This is a genomic window from Lentzea sp. NPDC004782 (genome assembly GCF_040609115.1).
Classification (GTDB): Bacteria; Actinomycetota; Actinomycetes; order Mycobacteriales; family Pseudonocardiaceae; genus Lentzea.
Map to the genome: position 1 here is coordinate 1 of NZ_JBEXJN010000054.1, position 16,554 is coordinate 16,554.

Below are 16,554 nucleotides of genomic sequence, written 5' to 3' on the forward strand. Positions count from 1 at the left end.
GGTGAGGCGGTCCACGCCTACCTCCTGCCGGAAGTGCTGATCGGACGACGGATCGGCGACTGGCCGTGAAGGTGCCGCCGGTCAGGTCGCCGGCGGCAGGCGGCATCCGCGGGCTCTGGCGGCGCGTGTTCGATCACCACGTGCCGCGGCCGAAGATCTGGTACGCGGTGGCGAACCCGATGCTGTTCTCGACGACCGGGTTGATCTTGCCCGGCATGACGGTCGAGCCCGGTCGCACCACGGGCAGCCGGATCTCACCGAACCAGGCCCGCAGTCCTTTCAGACGCAAAGGTCACCACCGGAGATGACCGGTGCCGGTCTCGGCGAGTGAGGCTTCCTACCCGGTCCGGTACGGACCAGCGGCACTGCGACCGGTGCGCACGACCGCCAACACTCGACAGCGTGAGCACCATCGACCGAGCGACCTCAGACCAGCCCCGCACGCGTCAACCTGCTGTGGACGACCTGAAGACGGTGCTCGTCGCATGGGTCATCGGTGGTCACGCGCTGCTGGGCTACTCCGCCGTCGGCGGCTGGCCCTACGACGAGGTCCGGGAGACCACGCTGACCCCGCAGGTCGAGCTGGCCCTGATGGCGGCGCTGGGCCCGTCCGGGTTGTTCTTCATGGGAACGTTCTTCTTCCTGGCAGGTCTGTTCACTCCCGGATCGCTGCACCGGCGCGGGCCGCGGCGCTTCGCCCGCGAGCGGACGGTGAGGCTGGGTGTGCCGTTCGTCGTCTCCGCCGTCGTGCTGTGGCCGGCGAGCATGCTGCTGGCCTACCGGTCAGCGGGCCACGACGTGGGGTACTGGTGGGTGCTGACCCAGCGCGACCACGTGCTCGACAGCGGGTCGCTGTGGTTCGCCGAGGTCCTGCTGCTGTTCTCGCTCGGGTACGCGGCGTGGGCGCGCTACGGGCACCGGTTGCCGGTGTGGCGAGACCACTGGTTGCCGGTCGCAGTGGTGGTGATCGCGGTGACCACCTTTCTGGTCCGGCTGGCGTTCCCGGCGCGCAGCGGTCAGCCGGGGGACCTGCACCTGTGGCAGTGGCCCCAGCTGGCCGGGATGTTCGTGCTCGGGCTGCTCGCGGCGGACACGGGCATCGTCGGCCGGGTTCCGGAGGCACTCGCCCGCCGGTCCAAGAGCATCACGGCAGCCGTGCTCGTGTTGATCGCCGTCGTGGCCCTCGGCGTGATCGTGGTGCGCGGTGGCATGCCCGATGTCACCCCTTTCCTCGGAGGACCGCACTGGCAGGCTTTGGCCTTGGCGGTCGCTGAGGCCGTACTCGTGGTGTTCGGCTCGGTGGCGCTGCTCGGTGTGGCGCAACGCCTGCCGGGCCGGTGGAGGCTCTCCCGGTCCACCCGCCGGGCAGCCTTCGCAGCCTTCGTTCTTCAAGGCCCTGTGCTGGTGGCCACGTCGGTCGCGCTCAGGCCGCTGGCGCTGCCCGCCGAGGCCAAGGCCCTGGTGGCTGCGGTTGTGGGGATCGTGGCCTCGTTCGGCATCGGCCACGTGCTGGTGACCAGGACACCGTTGCGGCAGGTCCTCGGTGGTTGAGCCCTTCGGGGTGGTCTCCGGTTACCTCGTCGCGGGGGCGGGTAGTCGCTGGGCATGGGCTCCGACTCCGATGCCGCGCCTACGCCCGAACCCTCGCCTTCGCCGTCAGGTGGTCCCCGCCTTGGGTGACCTGTCGGGACTGCGGCTCGGCGAGCTGCTGCAGGAGGTGACGGATCGGCTCAACCAGATCGCCTACCGCCAGGACAAGCTTCAGGCGTTGCTGGACGCGGTCATCGCGGTGGGCTCCGGGCTGGAGCTCGATTCGACGCTCAAGCGGATCGTGGAGGCCGCGACCGAGCTGGCCGACGCCCGGTACGGGGCGCTCGGAGTGCTGGGGCCGGACGGCAGGCTGTCCAACTTCGTCTACGTGGGCATCGACGAACAGACCAGGCAGCAGATGGGGCCGCTGCCGACCGGACACGGGTTGCTCGGGCAGCTGATCGCCGACCCGCGGCCGTTGCGGCTCACCGACCTCGCCACCCACCCGTCCTCGGTCGGTTTCCCGGAACACCATCCGCCGATGCGCAACTTCCTCGGCGTTCCCGTCCGTGTGCGCGGTGCCGCCTTCGGCAACCTCTACCTGACCGACAAGCGCTCGGCCACGGAGTTCACGGCCGATGACGAGGTCGTGGTGCTGGCGTTGGCGGCGGCCGGGGTGGCGGTGGAGAACGCCCGGCTGTTCGCCGACGCCACCCTGCGGCAACGGCGGCTGGAGGCCACCAGCGAGGTCATCACCGAGTTGCTGTCCGGTGCGGACCAGCAGCACGCGTTGCGGCTGATCTGCCGCAGGGCCGTCGAGCTCGCCGACGCCGACTGCGCCCTGGTGCTGGTGCGCGACGAGCAGGACGACTGCGTCCGCGTCGATGCCAGCGACCTGGACTCCATACCGCGCGGCAGCGTGATTCCCTTGACCAACCCGGTCGTCGGCCAGGTCTTCAGCTCGGCGACTCCGGTGCTGGAAGCGGACCTGGACCAGAGCGCACATCCCGTGCTGACCCGGCTCTTGCCGGGTTACCGGCACGCACTCGGCGTACCGATGCGTTCCGGACAGGACGTGGTCGGGGTCCTGCTGGCCGTGCGGCGCAAAGGCCGCACTCCCTACTCGCCGGAGCAGGTGCCGACCCTGGCGTCCTTCGCCGACCAGGCATCTCTGGCGCTGGAGCTGGCCGAGAAACGCCAGGCCGCCGAGGAACTGGCGGTCTTCTCCGACCGCGACCGGATCGCCCGGGACCTGCACGACCACGTCATCCAGCGGCTGCTCGCCGCCGGCATGAAACTGCAGGGCAGCCTCCGGCAGCTGCGAGGTCACCCCGCAGAGCGCCGCGTCAACCAGACCGTCACCGAACTCGACGGCGTCATCAGCGAACTCCGCATGGCGATCTTCAACCTGAACACTCCCCCCGACGAGGCCGCGACGAGCCTGCGCCACCGCCTGCTCGACATCGCCACCTCACAGGCCGGCGAGCTGACCTCGACGGTCAAGATGTCCGGGCCGGTCGACACCCTCGTCCCCGACGACATCGCCGCACACGCCGAGGCGGTCCTGCGCGAGGCGCTGTCCAACGCCGTGCGCCACGGCTTGGCCACCAAGGCGACGGTCACCGTCGACGCGACCACCGACCGCTTCACCCTCGACGTCGTCGACAACGGCGTCGGCATCGACCTGGGCGCGGCACGCAGCGGGCTCCGCAACCTGGAACGCCGTGCCGCCGAATCGGGCGGTCACCTCACCGTCGAACCCGTTCCGCACGGCGGCACCCGCTTGAGATGGCAGGTCCCGCTGAACTGAGCGGATGTGCCGTCGCGCCCGGGATCCTCCACTGGACCATTCGCATGAATGACTGGCGGTCGGAGTGAGTCAGGACGGGGTTTCTGGTTCGCTGTTCGCAGTCGAATGACCGTGAGCGCCTGTCCGGGCCCGACTTCATCAGGGGATCCGGATGACGTTCTCCCTGGTCGGTGAGGTGTCACCCATGGGCGAGCTGGACCACGACGATTTCCAGGTCACCGTGCGCTCATCGCGGTGCGATGATGTACAGGTCATCGGGGTGTGCGGTGAACTGGACCACGACAGCCTCGAACCCCTGCGCAACGCGCTCGATGATGCACCGGCGGCTGGGCTGAGCAGGACAGTGGTCGATCTGCGTGACGTGACGTTCTTCGGTTCCAGCGGTCTCAACCTGCTCATCCACGCCCACCAGCAGGCCGCCTGCCGCGGTGGTGCCATCGCACTCGTGGCCACTCACCGCGCGGTGCTGCGATCACTGGGCGTCACAGGAGTCGACCGGGTGATCGGCTGCTACTCGTCGTTGAGCGACGCCGTCGCGGCCTTGCGGCGGACTCCCAGCCGCATGCTCCACGAAAGCGACGACTGACGCCGACCCGTCGAGCAGCACGACCTGTGGTCTCCGCGTTGGCCGGCGAGTGCCCGCCAGGACTCGGGGACGTAGGTCATCCGGGATGCGGGACGTTCGCCTGGTGGGTCGCCGGCGATGCTTCGTGATCCTTGGTGGTGCCTGGCCGGTCCCCGCCTTCGTGGTTCTGGCCTGCAGTTCAGCCAGAACCACCCGAAGGAGCCGTGGACCGTGCCTTCCCTTCCTGAACTACCTGCGAAGCTCGGGAACGATCACGTTCCGGGCCACGGTGCACTGCTCGGTGTCCGGCGGTTCCTGACCGAGGAGACGGTCGGCGACCACGGGCGGACGCTGCACCAGATCGACTCCGGAGCCTGGGAGTCGTTCTACCGCGACCGGTGGAGCTACGACCGCGTCGTGCGATCGACCCACGGCGTGAACTGCACCGGGTCGTGCTCCTGGAACGTGTTCGTCAAGGACGACCTGATCACCTGGGAGCACCAGGCGACCGACTACCCGACCACGGGTCCGGACAGCCCTGACTACGAACCTCGGGGCTGCCCCCGTGGCGCGTCGTTCTCCTGGTACGAGTACTCGCCCTCCCGCGTGCGGCATCCCTACGTGCGCGGCTCGCTGATCACGATGTTCCGCGCCGGTCTCGCGCGGTTCGGGGACCCGGTCGCGGCGTGGGCCGACATCGTCGAGGACCCCCGCAAGGCGGCTGTCTACAAAGGACAGCGAGGCCGCGGCGGGTTCGTGCGCGCCTCGTGGGACGAGGTGACGACCATGGTCGCCGCCGCACACGTGTACACGACCAAGAACTACGGACCTGATCGTGTCGTCGGGTTCTCCCCGATCCCTGCGATGTCGATGGCGTCCTTCGCGGCCGGCACTCGCTACCACGCGCTGCTGGGCGGCACGTTGCTGTCGTTCTACGACTGGTACGCCGACCTGCCGATCGCCTCGCCCCAGGTGTGGGGCGACCAGACCGACGTCCCCGAGGCCGCGGACTGGTGGAACGCCACCTACCTCGTCATGTGGGGCTCGAACATCCCGGTCACCCGCACGCCGGACGCACATTTCCTCGCCGAGGCCCGCTACCGCGGCACGAAGGTCGTCGCGGTCAGCCCCGACTACGCCGACAACGTCAAGTTCGCCGACGACTGGCTGGCCCCGCACCCCGGCACCGACGGGGCGCTGGCGATGGCCATGGGGCACGTGGTGCTGACCGAGTTCTTCGCGAAGCGGCAGGTGCCGTACTTCACCGACTACGTGCGGTCCTACACGGACCTGCCGTTCCTGGTCACGTTGCGGGAGCGCGAGCCGGGCGTGTACGTCGCCGACCGTTTCCTCACCGCCGCCGACCTCGGCGACGAGGACACCGGCGCTCAGCACAAGACGGTGCTGCTCGACGACGCGTCCGGCGAGCCGGTGGTGCCGGGCGGGTCGCTCGGGTTCCGGTACTCCCCCGAGGGCGAGGGCCGGTGGAACCTCGACCTCGGCGACGTCGTGCCCGCGCTCGGCGTGCTCGGCCACGGCAGCGGATCCGTCGAGATCGACCTCGCGCGGTTCGACATCGGCGAGACCGAGGGCGGGACGACCATCCGCCGCGGTGTCCCGGTCCTGCGCGTCGGCGACCAGCTCGTCACCGGCGTCTTCGACCTGGTGATGGCCCAGTACGGCGTGCGTCGCGGCGACCTCCCCGGCGAGTGGCCCTCCGGCTACGACGACGCGGAGTCCCCGCACACCCCGGCCTGGCAGGAGCGGATCACCGGTGTCCCGGCGGCTTTGGCGGCGAAGATCGGGCGCGAGTTCGCCCGCAACGCCGAACGCAGCCGCGGCCGGTCCCTGATCGCGCTGGGAGCCGGGGCGAACCAGTGGTTCCACTCGGACATGACCTACCGGGCGTTCATCGCGCTGGTGACACTCACCGGCTGTCAGGGCGTCAACGGCGGCGGCTGGGCGCACTACGTCGGTCAGGAGAAGGCCAGGCCGATCACCGGGCAGCAGCACCTGAGCTTCGCCTTCGACTGGCAGCGCCCGATGCGCCACCAGGCCGGCACGCCGTTCTGGTACCTGCACACCGACCAGTGGCGCTACGAGAAGGTGCCCGCCGACGAGCTGGCGTCCCCGCTGGGGCAGGGCCTGCTGGCGGGCATGACGTTCGCCGACACCGTCGCGGCCGCCCAGCGGATGGGCTGGTCACCTGGCCACCCGGCGTTCAACCGCAACCCGCTCGACCTCACCGACGAAGCCGCCGCGGCGGGTGTGAGCACGGCCGAGCACATCGTCGCCGAACTGCGCGCCGGACGCCTCAAGGCCGTCGCGGACGATCCCGACGACCCCGCGAACTTCCCCCGCTGCCTCACGTTGTGGCGGGCCAACCTGCTCGGTTCCTCGGGCAAGGGCAACGAGTTCTTCATGAAGCACCTGCTCGGCGTGGACTCCCTCGCCTCGGCGGACGAGTGCGGGCCGGACGAACGGCCCCGGGACGTGACGTGGCGGGACGAGGCGCCGACCGGGAAGCTCGACCTGCTCACCGCGATCGACTTCCGGATGACCAACACCGGCCTGCACGCCGACGTCGTGCTGCCCGCCGCGACCTGGTACGAGAAGCACGACATCTCCACCACCGACATGCACCCGTTCGTGCACGCGTTCTCCCCCGCGGTCGCCCCGCCCGCCGAGGTGCACACCGACTACGACGCCTTCCTGTCGATCGCCGACAAGGTCAGCGAGCTGGCCGTCACGCATCTCGGGACCCGCCGCGACGTGCTGGCCGCGCCGCTGCAGCACGACACCCCCGACGAGCTGGCGACGCCGTCGGGCCGGGTGCGGGACTGGAAGCGCGGCGAGTGCGAGCCCGTGCCGGGCGTGACGATGCCGAAGCTGGTCGAGGTCGAACGCGACTACACCCTCATCGGCGCGAAGATGCGCGCGGTCGGCCCGCTGCTGGACAAGCTCGGCACGACGACCAAGGGCATCACGGTCGACGTCACCGCGGAGCTCGAGTACCTGCGCCACCAGAACGGTGTCGTGACCGGCGGCCCGTTCGCCGGCCGCCCGTCACTGTCCACAGCGGACCGGATGTGCGAGGCGATCCTCGCCCTGTCCGGCACGACCAACGGCCGGGTGGCGCACGAAGGCTTCCAGCAGCTGGAGAAGCGCACCGGGCAGCGGTTCACCGATCTGGTCGAGGGCCACGAGACCGACCACGTCACCTACGCGGCCACGCAGGAGGCGCCGCAGCCGGTGATCACCAGCCCGGAGTGGTCCGGTTCGGAGAAGGGCGGGCGCCGGTACTCGCCGTTCACCATCAACGTCGAGCGCCTCAAGCCCTGGCACACCCTCACCGGCAGGCAGCACTTCTTCGTCGAGCACGACTGGGTGGCCGAGCTCGGCGAGCACCTGCCCGGCTACCGGCCGCCGCTGAACATGGCCCGGCACTTCGGCAAGCCCGGCGACGTGGCCGACGGCGGCGTGACGGTCCGGTTCCTCACCCCGCACGCGAAGTGGTCGATCCACTCGATGTACCACGACAACGAGCTGATGCTCGCGCTCTCGCGCGGTGGTCCGGTGATCTGGATGAGCGTCGAGGACGCGGCCAAGACCGGTGTGGCCGACAACGACTGGGTCGAGGCCGTCAACCGCAACGGCGTGATCGTGGCCCGCGCGGTGGTCAGCCACCGGATGCCCGAGGGCACGGTGTTCCAGTACCACTCGCCGGAACGCACGGTGAACGTGCCCAAGACCGAGAAAGCCGGTCGCGGCAAGGGAAAGCGCGGCGGTTACCACAACTCGATGACGCGGCTGCTCGTCAAGCCGACGCACCTCGCGGGTGGCCACGCCCAGATGACCTACGCCTTCAACTACTACGGCCCCATCGGCAGCCAGCGCGACGAGATCACCGTCATCCGCCGCCGCACGCAGGAAGTGGAGTACTGACATGCGGATCCGCGCACAAGTCGCCATGGTGATGAACCTCGACAAATGCATCGGCTGCCACACCTGTTCGGTGACCTGCAAGCAGACCTGGACCAACCGCGAGGGCACCGAGTACGTCTGGTTCAACAACGTCGAGACCAAGCCCGGCATCGGCTATCCCAAGCACTACGAGGACCAGGAGCGCTGGAAGGGCGGCTGGAAGCTGGACGCCAAGGGGCGGCTGGTGTTGCGCTCCGGTGGCCGGGTCAAGCGGCTGTCCCGGATCTTCGCCAACCCCGACCTGCCGACGCTGGAGGACTACTACGAGCCGGCGACGTTCGACAAGGACGTCCTCGTGTCCGCACCGGCCGGGCTGGCCGACACCCCGGTCAAACAGCCCCGTTCCGCCCTCACCGGCGAACCGATCAGCCTGGAGTGGGGCGCCAACTGGGAGGACGGTCTCGGCGGTGCCCACGAGCGCGGCGCCACCGACCCGAACATCACCGCGATGGCCCCCGACGCGGCGGCGCGGGTGAAGTTCGAGTTCGAGAAGACGTTCATGTTCCACCTGCCGCGCATCTGCGAGCACTGCCTCAACCCCGCCTGTGTCTCGGCGTGCCCGTCGGGCGCGATGTACAAGCGTGAGGAGGACGGCATCGTCCTGGTCGACCAGGACCGCTGCCGCGGCTGGCGGATGTGCGTGACGGCCTGCCCGTACAAGAAGGTCTACGTCAACCACGCCACCGGCAAGGCGGAGAAGTGCACCTTCTGCTTCCCGCGCATCGAAGCCGGTCAGCCCACCATCTGCTCGGAGACCTGCGTGGGCCGGCTGCGCTACCTCGGCCTGGTCTTCTACGACGAGGACGCCGTGCTCGCCGCGGCCTCCGTGCAGGACGAACAGGCACTACTTGCGGCACAACGGAAGGTGTTCCTGGACCCGCACGACCCCGAGACCGTGCGGCTGGCCACCGAGGCCGGTCTGCCGCAGGAGTGGGTGCTCGCCGCGCAGGCGTCTCCGGTGTGGCGGCTGATCAGCGACTACCAGATCGCGCTGCCCCTGCACCCGGAGTACCGCACCCTGCCGATGGTCTGGTACGTCCCGCCGCTCTCCCCCGTGCTGGACGCCGTCGGCGCCGCGGGCCTGGACGACACCGACGCCGACGACGTCTTCCACACCATCCGCAACCTGCGGATCCCCGTGGAGTACCTCGCCGAGCTGTTCACCGCCGGCGACGCCGACGCCGTGGCCGGTGTGCTGATGAAGCTGGCCGCGATGCGCTCCTACATGCGGGCCAGGACCCTCGACGGCACCGTCGCCGAGGAGCTGTGCGAGGCCGTGGGCATGACGGGCCAGGAGATCGAGGCCATGTACCGGCTGCTCGCCATCGCCAAGTACGACGAGCGCTACGTCGTTCCCACCGCCTACGCCAAGGACGCCGCCGCCCTGGAGGCACAGGCGGCATCCACTTCGGACTGTTCGCTGGACTGCGCCGGCGGTCCGGGGATGACCGGGGCCACCGCCGAGCAGTTCCACCTCGTGGCCGACGGTGCCCGGGTCCGCCCCGGGCGCACGAGTCTGGTCTCCCGCCGCGACGACGGCAGGATCGGCCTGTCCATCGACCCGAGCAGGAGGCGACCGTGACCGAACAGTCCACTGTGGCCGGTGCCGACCGGACCCGCCTGTTCGACCTCTGCGCCGCGCTGCTCACCTACCCGGACGCACGCCTTCTCGCGGCAGCGGACGAGTTGCGCGCGGCTGTCGCCCAGATCAGCCACGACGAGGTGCGGACGCGGCTCGCGGCGTTCCTCGACTGGTTCCTGACCACCGGCGCGGTCGAGGTCGAGACCCACTACGTGCAGACCTTCGACCTGCGCCGCCGCTCCGGGCTGTACCTGACGTACTACCTGCACGGCGACACCCGCAAGCGCGGCATCGCCCTGCTCACCCTCAAACAGCGCTACCGCGCCCACGGCTTGCGTCTGGCCGACGGCGAGCTGCCCGACCTGCTGCCGGTCGTGCTGGAGTTCGCCGCCATCGCGGGTCCCGGCGACGGCGAGGCGCCGCTGCGCCAGCACCGCCGCGGTGTGGAGCTGCTGCGCGCGGCCCTGCGGGAGAACGGGTCTCCCTACCGCCACCTGCTCGACGCGGTCGTCACCGCACTGCCCCCGCTGACCGAGACCGACCGCGAGGCGATCCGAGCCCTCGCCGAGGACGGCCCGCCCGTCGAGTCCGTCGGCCTGGCGCCCTACGGCACGGACGTCGACGCCATCGGCTTCGGCCCGTCCCTCAGCACCGAACCGTGCCCGACGCTGGAGAGCGCCCGATGAACACTCTCATCTGGATCGTCGTCCCCTACGCCTGCCTGGCGGTGTTCCTCGTCGGCCACGTGTGGCGGTGGCGGCACGACCAGTTCGGCTGGACCACCCGCACCAGCCAGCTCCTCGAAAGCCGTCTCCTGCGGCTGGGCTCGCCGCTGTTCCACCTCGGCGCGTTCGGCGTCATCGCCGGCCACGCCCTGGGCCTGCTCGTGCCGGCCTCGCTGACCGAGCAGATCGGCGTTCCCGAGCACGTCTACCACGCAGCCGCGGTGTGGGGCGGCGCCATCACGGGCGTCGTGCTCGTCGCCGGTCTCGTCCTGCTGATCGCCCGCCGCGTCGTCAACGGCCGGGTCCGCCGCGTCACCACGAAGATGGACAAGGTGCTCTACGTGGCACTCGCGGCGATGGTGGTGCTCGGCATGACCGCCACCGTCGGGACGAACCTGCTGGGCGACGGCTACGACTACCGCGAGACGATCGCCGTCTGGTTCCGCGGCATCTTCTGGTTCTCGCCCCAGACCGACCTGATGACCACAGCGCCGCTGGTCTACCAACTGCACGCGATCGGCGGCTTCCTGTTCCTCGCGCTGTGGCCGTTCACCCGGCTCGTGCACGTGTGGTCGGCACCGATCGCCTACCTGTGGCGCCCCTACGTCGTCTACCGCGCCCGCCGCGGGTCACCCGCCGCCGCTGCTCCGGCCCCGGCCACCGTGCGGGACCGCGGCCTGCACCACCTCCGACACTGACCACTCTCACCGAATGGCCACACCGTGACCGCTCCCACCGCGCTGGCGCTGATCGGCAAGACCGTCGGCGACGTACTGGTGCGACACCCGAAGACCTCGCCGATCGACACCTCCGTCGGCCAGGCCCGCGCCTGCTTCACCGACGACCACGTCCACCTGCTCCTGCTCACCGAGTCCGGACGCCTCATCGGCACCCTCGTGCGAACCGACCTGCGCGACGACCTCGACGACGCGGAACTCGCATTGCCGCACTCCCACATGTCGGGCCGCACGATCCCGGCGGACCTGCCGGCCGAACAAGCCCGCGAGCTCCTCGTGACGAGTGGGCAGCGCCGCCGCGCCGTGATCGACGACAACGGCACCCTGCTGGGCCTGCTCTGCCTCAAACGCCGCCTGACCGGATTCTGCAGCGACGCCGACGTCGCCGCGCGGGCAGCCGAACGCGCCGCGTTGGAGCAATTCAGGGGACGGTCCCCGTCGCCGCATCGGTAGGTCCCGGGCCCGGACGGCCGACCGGCAGCCATCCAGGCGGTGGGGTGCCGCAGACGCCGACGTGAGCCCTTGGCAGCGCGCTGCCAAGGGCTCACCAGGTCACCGCTGACCGGCCGCGCTCAGACCATGCCGCGCCAACGGGACGGGATCTCCTCCGGCTGGATCGTGCCGCCACCGCAGCTGTCCTGGTAGAACCACTCGCGGAAGCCGTCCGGGTCGGTGATCCGATTCTGGTAACCCCAGCCCCGCGCGCGGTCCTTCTCCGCCCTGGGGAAGGCCGCGCGGTTCTTGTGGCGGTCCAGGCAGATCTCGTAGTCCATCCGGTGCAGGTGCAGCAGGTACAGCAGAGGGTCGACGTTCCTGCGCTGGTCCAGTCGTTGGTGGAAGCCCAGGTTCCACAACGACGGGACCCGCGCGATCAGCGACTTCGAGTAGATCTCGTTGCGATACCAGTGCTTGCGCTGCGCCAGCACGGGCTGCCCCGGGTCGAACGCCGGTTCGCTGTCGGCGAGGTGCAGGACCTCGTACCCCTGGCAGGTGACGAAGTCCTCGTCGAAGTTGTCGAGGTAGTCGCCCAGGTCGCCGGTGCAGGGCTCCGGCGCGATGATCTCGTCGGCGTCGGCGAACAGCACCACGTCGTAGCGGTCGAGCAGGTCGTGCTGGTGGCGCTGGATGGTCTCCCGCTGCCACTCCGCGCCGAACACGGGCTGGTCGATCGCGATCCGGGTGAACCCGTACTCGTCGGCGAACCGGTCGGCGCCACCGTGGTCGAGCACGTGGATGTCCTGCGGTGCGAAGAACCGGCTGTAGTAACGCAACCAGATCGGCAGGAAGACCTCTTCGTCGCGCACCAACGTGAACACCGCGCGCGTCGGGCGTTCGGCGTGGCCGGCCGTGATCTTCCAGCGCTGCCGCGGGTCGTGGTAGTACGACGAGTCGTCGACGGCGCTGCTCAACGCTCGACCGGTCGCGGCCGAGACGATGGCGAACTCCCGCTCTGCCACCGGGATCACGCGCCACCGACCGGCCACCCCGTCGACGGCCAGCGTCATGTCCTCGGTCAGGCTCGCCCTGGTGTCGACGTTCGTCAGTTCCCACAGGTGTTCGCGACCGTCGACCCGGCTGAACCGCCACTGCTGGGACGCGTCGTTCGCGGAGCGGCGCCAGGTGTCGGCCAGCGCGCCGCCTGGAGCGGCCTCCAGGACCTGCCCCGTGCCGGCGTTCACCAGCTTGACCGGCCGGTCGTCCGGCACCGACGTCCTCATCAAATCTCCTTGTGGGTCGAGGGGCGGTCCGATCATCGAAGGGGAACGGTACCCGGACGGGTGCGTGGCCGGGCAATTCGGTCAGCCGCAACGAGTCTGCCGCACCGGGAGAAGCGGTGAACGCACGCACACCATGCGACGGGCCGAAAGTCCCGTCGATCGCGGGCAACAGGAACAGTCCGGCGCACGCCCTCGACGTGGAGGGCGGTCGGGGCCGTGCTCGGAACTGTCCGAACAGCACACAACGACCGAAGGTCACCAGCGGACAGGACCTCCGACCCCGCCGCGATGTCACGGGAACGCAGAAGTATCGACCCGGTGTACCACCGGTGGGCGAGCGGCAGCTCGGGAGCGAGACCACCGATCTCCGGGTGCCGTGGTCCGCGCGGCAGGAAAGGGCAGGCGATGCTGGGAGCGCGGGAGGCGGGGAGCGACCCGACGGGACTGCCGTCGATCATCCAGGGCGGGATGGGTGTCGGTGTGTCCGGTTGGAGGCTGGCCCGCGCGGTGGCGGTGACCGGGCACCTGGGTGTGGTGTCCGGGGTGGCGTTGGACACGGTGCTGGCGCGGCGACTGCAACGCGGCGACCCCGGTGGACACGTGCGCGCAGCGCTGGCCCGGTTTCCGGTCGCCGGGGTCGCGGAGCGGATCCTGGCGCGTTACTTCGTGGCCGGTGGTCTGCCGGCGGGCACCCCGTTCCGGCCGGTACCGCGGCTGGGGTTGCGCGCCAACCGCCACCGCGACGAGCTGACCGTGGCGGGCAACTTCGTCGAGGTGCACCTGGCCAAGCGCGGCCACTCGGGCCCGGTGGGTGTCAACTACCTGGAGAAGATCCAACTCGCCACCCCGGCCGCCGTGTACGGGGCGATGCTCGCCGGCGTGGACTACGTGCTGATGGGCGCCGGCATACCCGCCGGGATACCGGGACTGCTCGACGCGCTGGCCTGCGGCGAGCCGGGCGAGTTGGGTGTGACCGTGGCGGGCGCGACCGCCGGGGAACACCACACCGTCGTCTTCGAGCCCGCGTCCCTGACCGCCGGCGCACCACCCGCCCTGGTCCGGCCGAGGTTCCTGGCGATCGTCTCCTCCGCGGTGCTGGCCGCCTACCTCGCCCGCGACCCCGCCACCACGCCGGACGGGTACGTCCTGGAAGATCATGGCGCCGGCGGGCACAGCGCACCGCCACGCGGGAAGCTGTGCCTGGACGCCGCCGGTGAGCCGATCTACGGACCGCGTGACCACGTCGACCCGGCTCAGGTGGCGGCGCTCGGCCTGCCGTTCTGGCTCGCCGGCGGGCACGCCGACGCGGGCGCGCTGGCCGCGGCGCACGCTGTGGGCGCGGCCGGCATCCAGGTCGGCAGCGCCTTCGCCCTGTGCCGGGAGTCTGGCATCGATCCCGGCCTGCGCCGCCGGTTGATCGAGCACGCGCTGGCCGGTGCTCTCGCGGTGCGCAACGACCCGCGTGCCTCACCCACCGGTTTCCCCTTCAAGATGGTCCAGCTGGCCGGCACTCTGGCGGCGGACGACGTCTACACCGCCCGAACGCGGCTGTGCGACCTGGGGTACCTGCGTGTGCCGTACCGCACGCCCAACGGCGCCATCAGGTACCGGTGCCCGGCCGAACCCGTCGACACCTACCTCCGCAAGGGCGGCACGGCACAGGAGACGGAAGGCCACCGGTGCCTGTGCAACGGCTTGACGGCCACCGTGGGCCTGGCCCAGCACCGCGACGACGGCACCACCGAGCCGCCCCTGATCACCCTCGGCCAGGACCTCGGCTTCCTCCCGGACGTGACCGCCCGCGCCGGGACGGACTTCACCGCCGCTGACGTCATCACCCACCTCACCCGACCGCGCCAGCGCTGACGGCCGCGGGCGCCGTGCCGGTGCCGGCGACATCGCCCTCCTGGAACCGTCCGCGATCCACTGTGGACTTTCGCGGGCGGTGACCGGGCAACGCTGCGCGTCTCGCACCAGGCCCACCGGTACGACCGCACACCCACCTGCCCCCTGGGGATCCCGCGGGGCATGTGGGTGTTCGAGCGCTACGTGCCGTCGCCGATGTACTGGCGCGGAATGTTCAAGTGCTACGCCTGGCCGCTGGTGGTCTGACCACTGGTGCGGACACGACCGGAGTCGATCAGCACGGAGGCGGTCCGCTCGGCGTCCGCCACGCAGGCGGCCACGCCCACGCCGCGGTACGCCGCGCCGGTGAGGTGGATTCCGGGCAGTGCCCGCAGGGCGGTGTCGATCCTCCCGAGTCGTCCACTGTGGCCGACGGTGTACTGGGGCAGCCCGTGCGGCCACCGCTGCACGTGGCTGTGCAACGGTGGCGCCGACAACTCCAGTGCCGGGGCCAGTTCGCGGTGCACCCGCGCCACGAGTTCCTGGTCGTCGAACACCGTCCACCGGGTGTCGCCGTGCCGGCCGACCGAGCAGCGGATCAGGACGACCGACGGATCGGCGAGATGCGACCACTTCGCGGGCAGCCACGTGCAGCCCACGATCAACCGGCCCTCGGCCGGCGGCACGAGGAAGCCGGTGCCGTCGAGCGGGCGGCGCACTGCCTGCTGGGGGTAGGCGAGGACGACGGAGGCGACATCGGCGTACGGGATCTCGTCCAGGGCGACGGCAGCGTCCGGGGCGAGCGGGGCCAGGAGACGGGCGGCAGCGGGTGCGGGCACCGCCAGCACGACGGCGTCCACGTCCAGCGGCCCACCGGGGTCGAGGTGCACCCGGTAGCCGTGTGCGAGGGGTTCCACGGCGATGGCGGCGGTGCCGAGGCGGACGTCGTCCAGGGTCGCAGCCAACGCGTCGACCAGCCCGCTCATGCCGGTCTCCAGGGTGGCGAACGCGGGGCCGGAGCTCGCCCCGTTCGCCCTGCGGCGCAGCGCGAGATGCAGGCTGCGGGACTCGCGCGCGAGTCCCTCGATGTCGGGCACCGTGCTGCGGGCGCTCAACCGGTCGGCCCGTCCGGCGTGGATCCCTCCCAGGAGGGGGTCGACCAAGCGGTCCAGGACCTGGTCGCCGAAGCGGGCTCGTACCAGTTCGGCGACCGTGGGATCGTCGGGCAGCGCGGTCGCGGGCAGCACCAGGTCGCCCGCGGCGCGGAGGAGCCCGGCCGGGGACAGCAACCGGGACTCCAGCAGTGGCCGGATCCGGTGCGGCAGCCCGAACTGCGCGCCTGCGGGCAGCCGTCGCAGTGACGACCGCGACCACAGGTACGCACCGGCCGACGCCGGCGTGACCAGCGCGGGGCGGAGGCCGAGCGAGTCGATCAACGCCCGCATCCCGGGGGTGCGCAGGAGGAATCCGTCCGGCCCGGTGTCGACCCGGTGGCCCGCCACTTCACGGGTGAGGACCTTGCCGCCGAGCCGCCCGCCGGCTTCCAGCAACACCACCTCGGGCGCGGGCCGACTGGCGTGGAGGAAGTACGCGGTGGCGAGGCCCGAGATCCCGCCGCCGATGATCGCGACCCGCTGCGGACCCGCCACGTCGATTCTCCTTTTCCTCGAACAGGGCCGATCCTCTGCCGACGAGCAGCGTCGCAGCAGGGCAGGAGGTCGGGGCCGGAGCGGGACCAAGGTCATCCGGGCTTCCGTGACCATCGGATCCTGTGCACCACCGACGACAGACCCAGGACTCCGGCAAGGGAAGCGTTGCTTTGACCGGACGACGGAGCCATGACGCTGATCGACTGCCGGGCCGGGGACGAGGTGCTGCTCCAGGTTCTTCACCCGCTCCTCCACCGGTCGGCACCTGTCCGATCACCATCACGGCCACCTGGTCCGACGGGAAGACCGGCAGGATCACGTTCACGCTGACGTCACGAGGATCGGCCTGCAGCGGGGCGCTCACTGGTTCGTCCCTCGAGGTTCGGGACGCATAGATGACGAAAGCGCG

Annotated in this window: 12 protein-coding genes; 9 read left to right on the plus strand and 3 right to left on the minus strand. The window is 70.6% G+C overall.

The features are described from left to right. Positions 1–133: 133 nt before the first annotated feature. Complete coding sequence (locus ABZV40_RS36120) at positions 134–289, minus strand: hypothetical protein (protein WP_355452241.1); 156 nt, start codon at positions 287–289, stop codon at positions 134–136. Between the two features lie 113 nt (positions 290–402). Here ABZV40_RS36120 and ABZV40_RS36125 point away from each other — a divergent pair, with 113 nt between their 5' ends. The 8 genes from ABZV40_RS36125 to ABZV40_RS36160 all read left to right on the plus strand — a co-directional run bounded on the left by ABZV40_RS36125 (position 403) and on the right by ABZV40_RS36160 (position 11,386). Beyond that, entirely contained in the window at positions 403–1,551 is a 1,149-nt protein-coding gene (locus ABZV40_RS36125) for an acyltransferase (RefSeq protein WP_355452244.1), read from the plus strand. A gap of 121 nt (positions 1,552–1,672) precedes the next feature. Then, positions 1,673–3,340 carry a GAF domain-containing protein gene (locus tag ABZV40_RS36130; RefSeq protein ID WP_355452247.1) on the plus strand — a complete coding sequence of 556 codons (1,668 nt, stop codon included), beginning with the start codon at positions 1,673–1,675 and terminating at the stop codon, positions 3,338–3,340. A gap of 151 nt (positions 3,341–3,491) precedes the next feature. Further along, entirely contained in the window at positions 3,492–3,926 is a 435-nt protein-coding gene (locus ABZV40_RS36135; RefSeq protein ID WP_355452250.1) for an STAS domain-containing protein, read from the plus strand. Between the two features lie 210 nt (positions 3,927–4,136). After that, the gene (locus ABZV40_RS36140) at positions 4,137–7,850 is read left to right on the plus strand and encodes a nitrate reductase subunit alpha (RefSeq protein WP_355452253.1); all 3,714 of its coding nucleotides are present in this window, start codon (positions 4,137–4,139) and stop codon (positions 7,848–7,850) included. Position 7,851: 1 nt separating this feature from the next. Further along, a complete protein-coding gene (narH, locus tag ABZV40_RS36145; RefSeq protein WP_355452256.1) occupies positions 7,852–9,471 on the plus strand; it encodes a nitrate reductase subunit beta in 1,620 nt (539 codons plus the stop codon). Beyond that, entirely contained in the window at positions 9,468–10,157 is a 690-nt protein-coding gene (gene narJ / locus ABZV40_RS36150) for a nitrate reductase molybdenum cofactor assembly chaperone (RefSeq protein WP_355452259.1), read from the plus strand. The genes narH and narJ overlap by 4 nt, the downstream gene beginning before the upstream one ends. Beyond that, a complete protein-coding gene (narI, locus tag ABZV40_RS36155; RefSeq protein ID WP_355452262.1) occupies positions 10,154–10,894 on the plus strand; it encodes a respiratory nitrate reductase subunit gamma in 741 nt (246 codons plus the stop codon). The genes narJ and narI overlap by 4 nt, the downstream gene beginning before the upstream one ends. A gap of 24 nt (positions 10,895–10,918) precedes the next feature. Further along, entirely contained in the window at positions 10,919–11,386 is a 468-nt protein-coding gene (locus tag ABZV40_RS36160) for a CBS domain-containing protein (protein WP_355452265.1), read from the plus strand. A gap of 119 nt (positions 11,387–11,505) precedes the next feature. Here the strand turns inward: ABZV40_RS36160 and ABZV40_RS36165 are convergent, their stop codons facing one another. Continuing rightward, a complete protein-coding gene (locus ABZV40_RS36165) occupies positions 11,506–12,651 on the minus strand; it encodes a glycosyltransferase family 2 protein (RefSeq protein WP_355452268.1) in 1,146 nt (381 codons plus the stop codon). A gap of 405 nt (positions 12,652–13,056) precedes the next feature. Here ABZV40_RS36165 and ABZV40_RS36170 point away from each other — a divergent pair, with 405 nt between their 5' ends. Beyond that, on the plus strand, positions 13,057–14,517 hold the full coding sequence (locus ABZV40_RS36170) for a nitronate monooxygenase (protein ID WP_355452271.1): 1,461 nt from the start codon (positions 13,057–13,059) through the stop codon (positions 14,515–14,517). Positions 14,518–14,738: 221 nt separating this feature from the next. On the opposite strand, the gene hemG is transcribed toward ABZV40_RS36170, so the two are convergent. Beyond that, complete coding sequence (gene hemG / locus ABZV40_RS36175) at positions 14,739–16,145, minus strand: protoporphyrinogen oxidase (RefSeq protein WP_355452274.1); 1,407 nt, start codon at positions 16,143–16,145, stop codon at positions 14,739–14,741. Between the last annotated feature and the right edge of the window lie 409 nt (positions 16,146–16,554).

Coding starts and splice junctions, on each gene's coding strand:
- narH (WP_355452256.1), top strand. CDS start 7,852: ATGCGGATCCGCGCACAAGTCGCCATGGTGATGAACCTCGACAAATGC.
- ABZV40_RS36135 (WP_355452250.1), top strand. CDS start 3,492: ATGACGTTCTCCCTGGTCGGTGAGGTGTCACCCATGGGCGAGCTGGAC.
- narI (WP_355452262.1), top strand. CDS start 10,154: ATGAACACTCTCATCTGGATCGTCGTCCCCTACGCCTGCCTGGCGGTG.
- ABZV40_RS36170 (WP_355452271.1), top strand. CDS start 13,057: ATGCTGGGAGCGCGGGAGGCGGGGAGCGACCCGACGGGACTGCCGTCG.
- ABZV40_RS36165 (WP_355452268.1), bottom strand. CDS start 12,651: ATGAGGACGTCGGTGCCGGACGACCGGCCGGTCAAGCTGGTGAACGCC.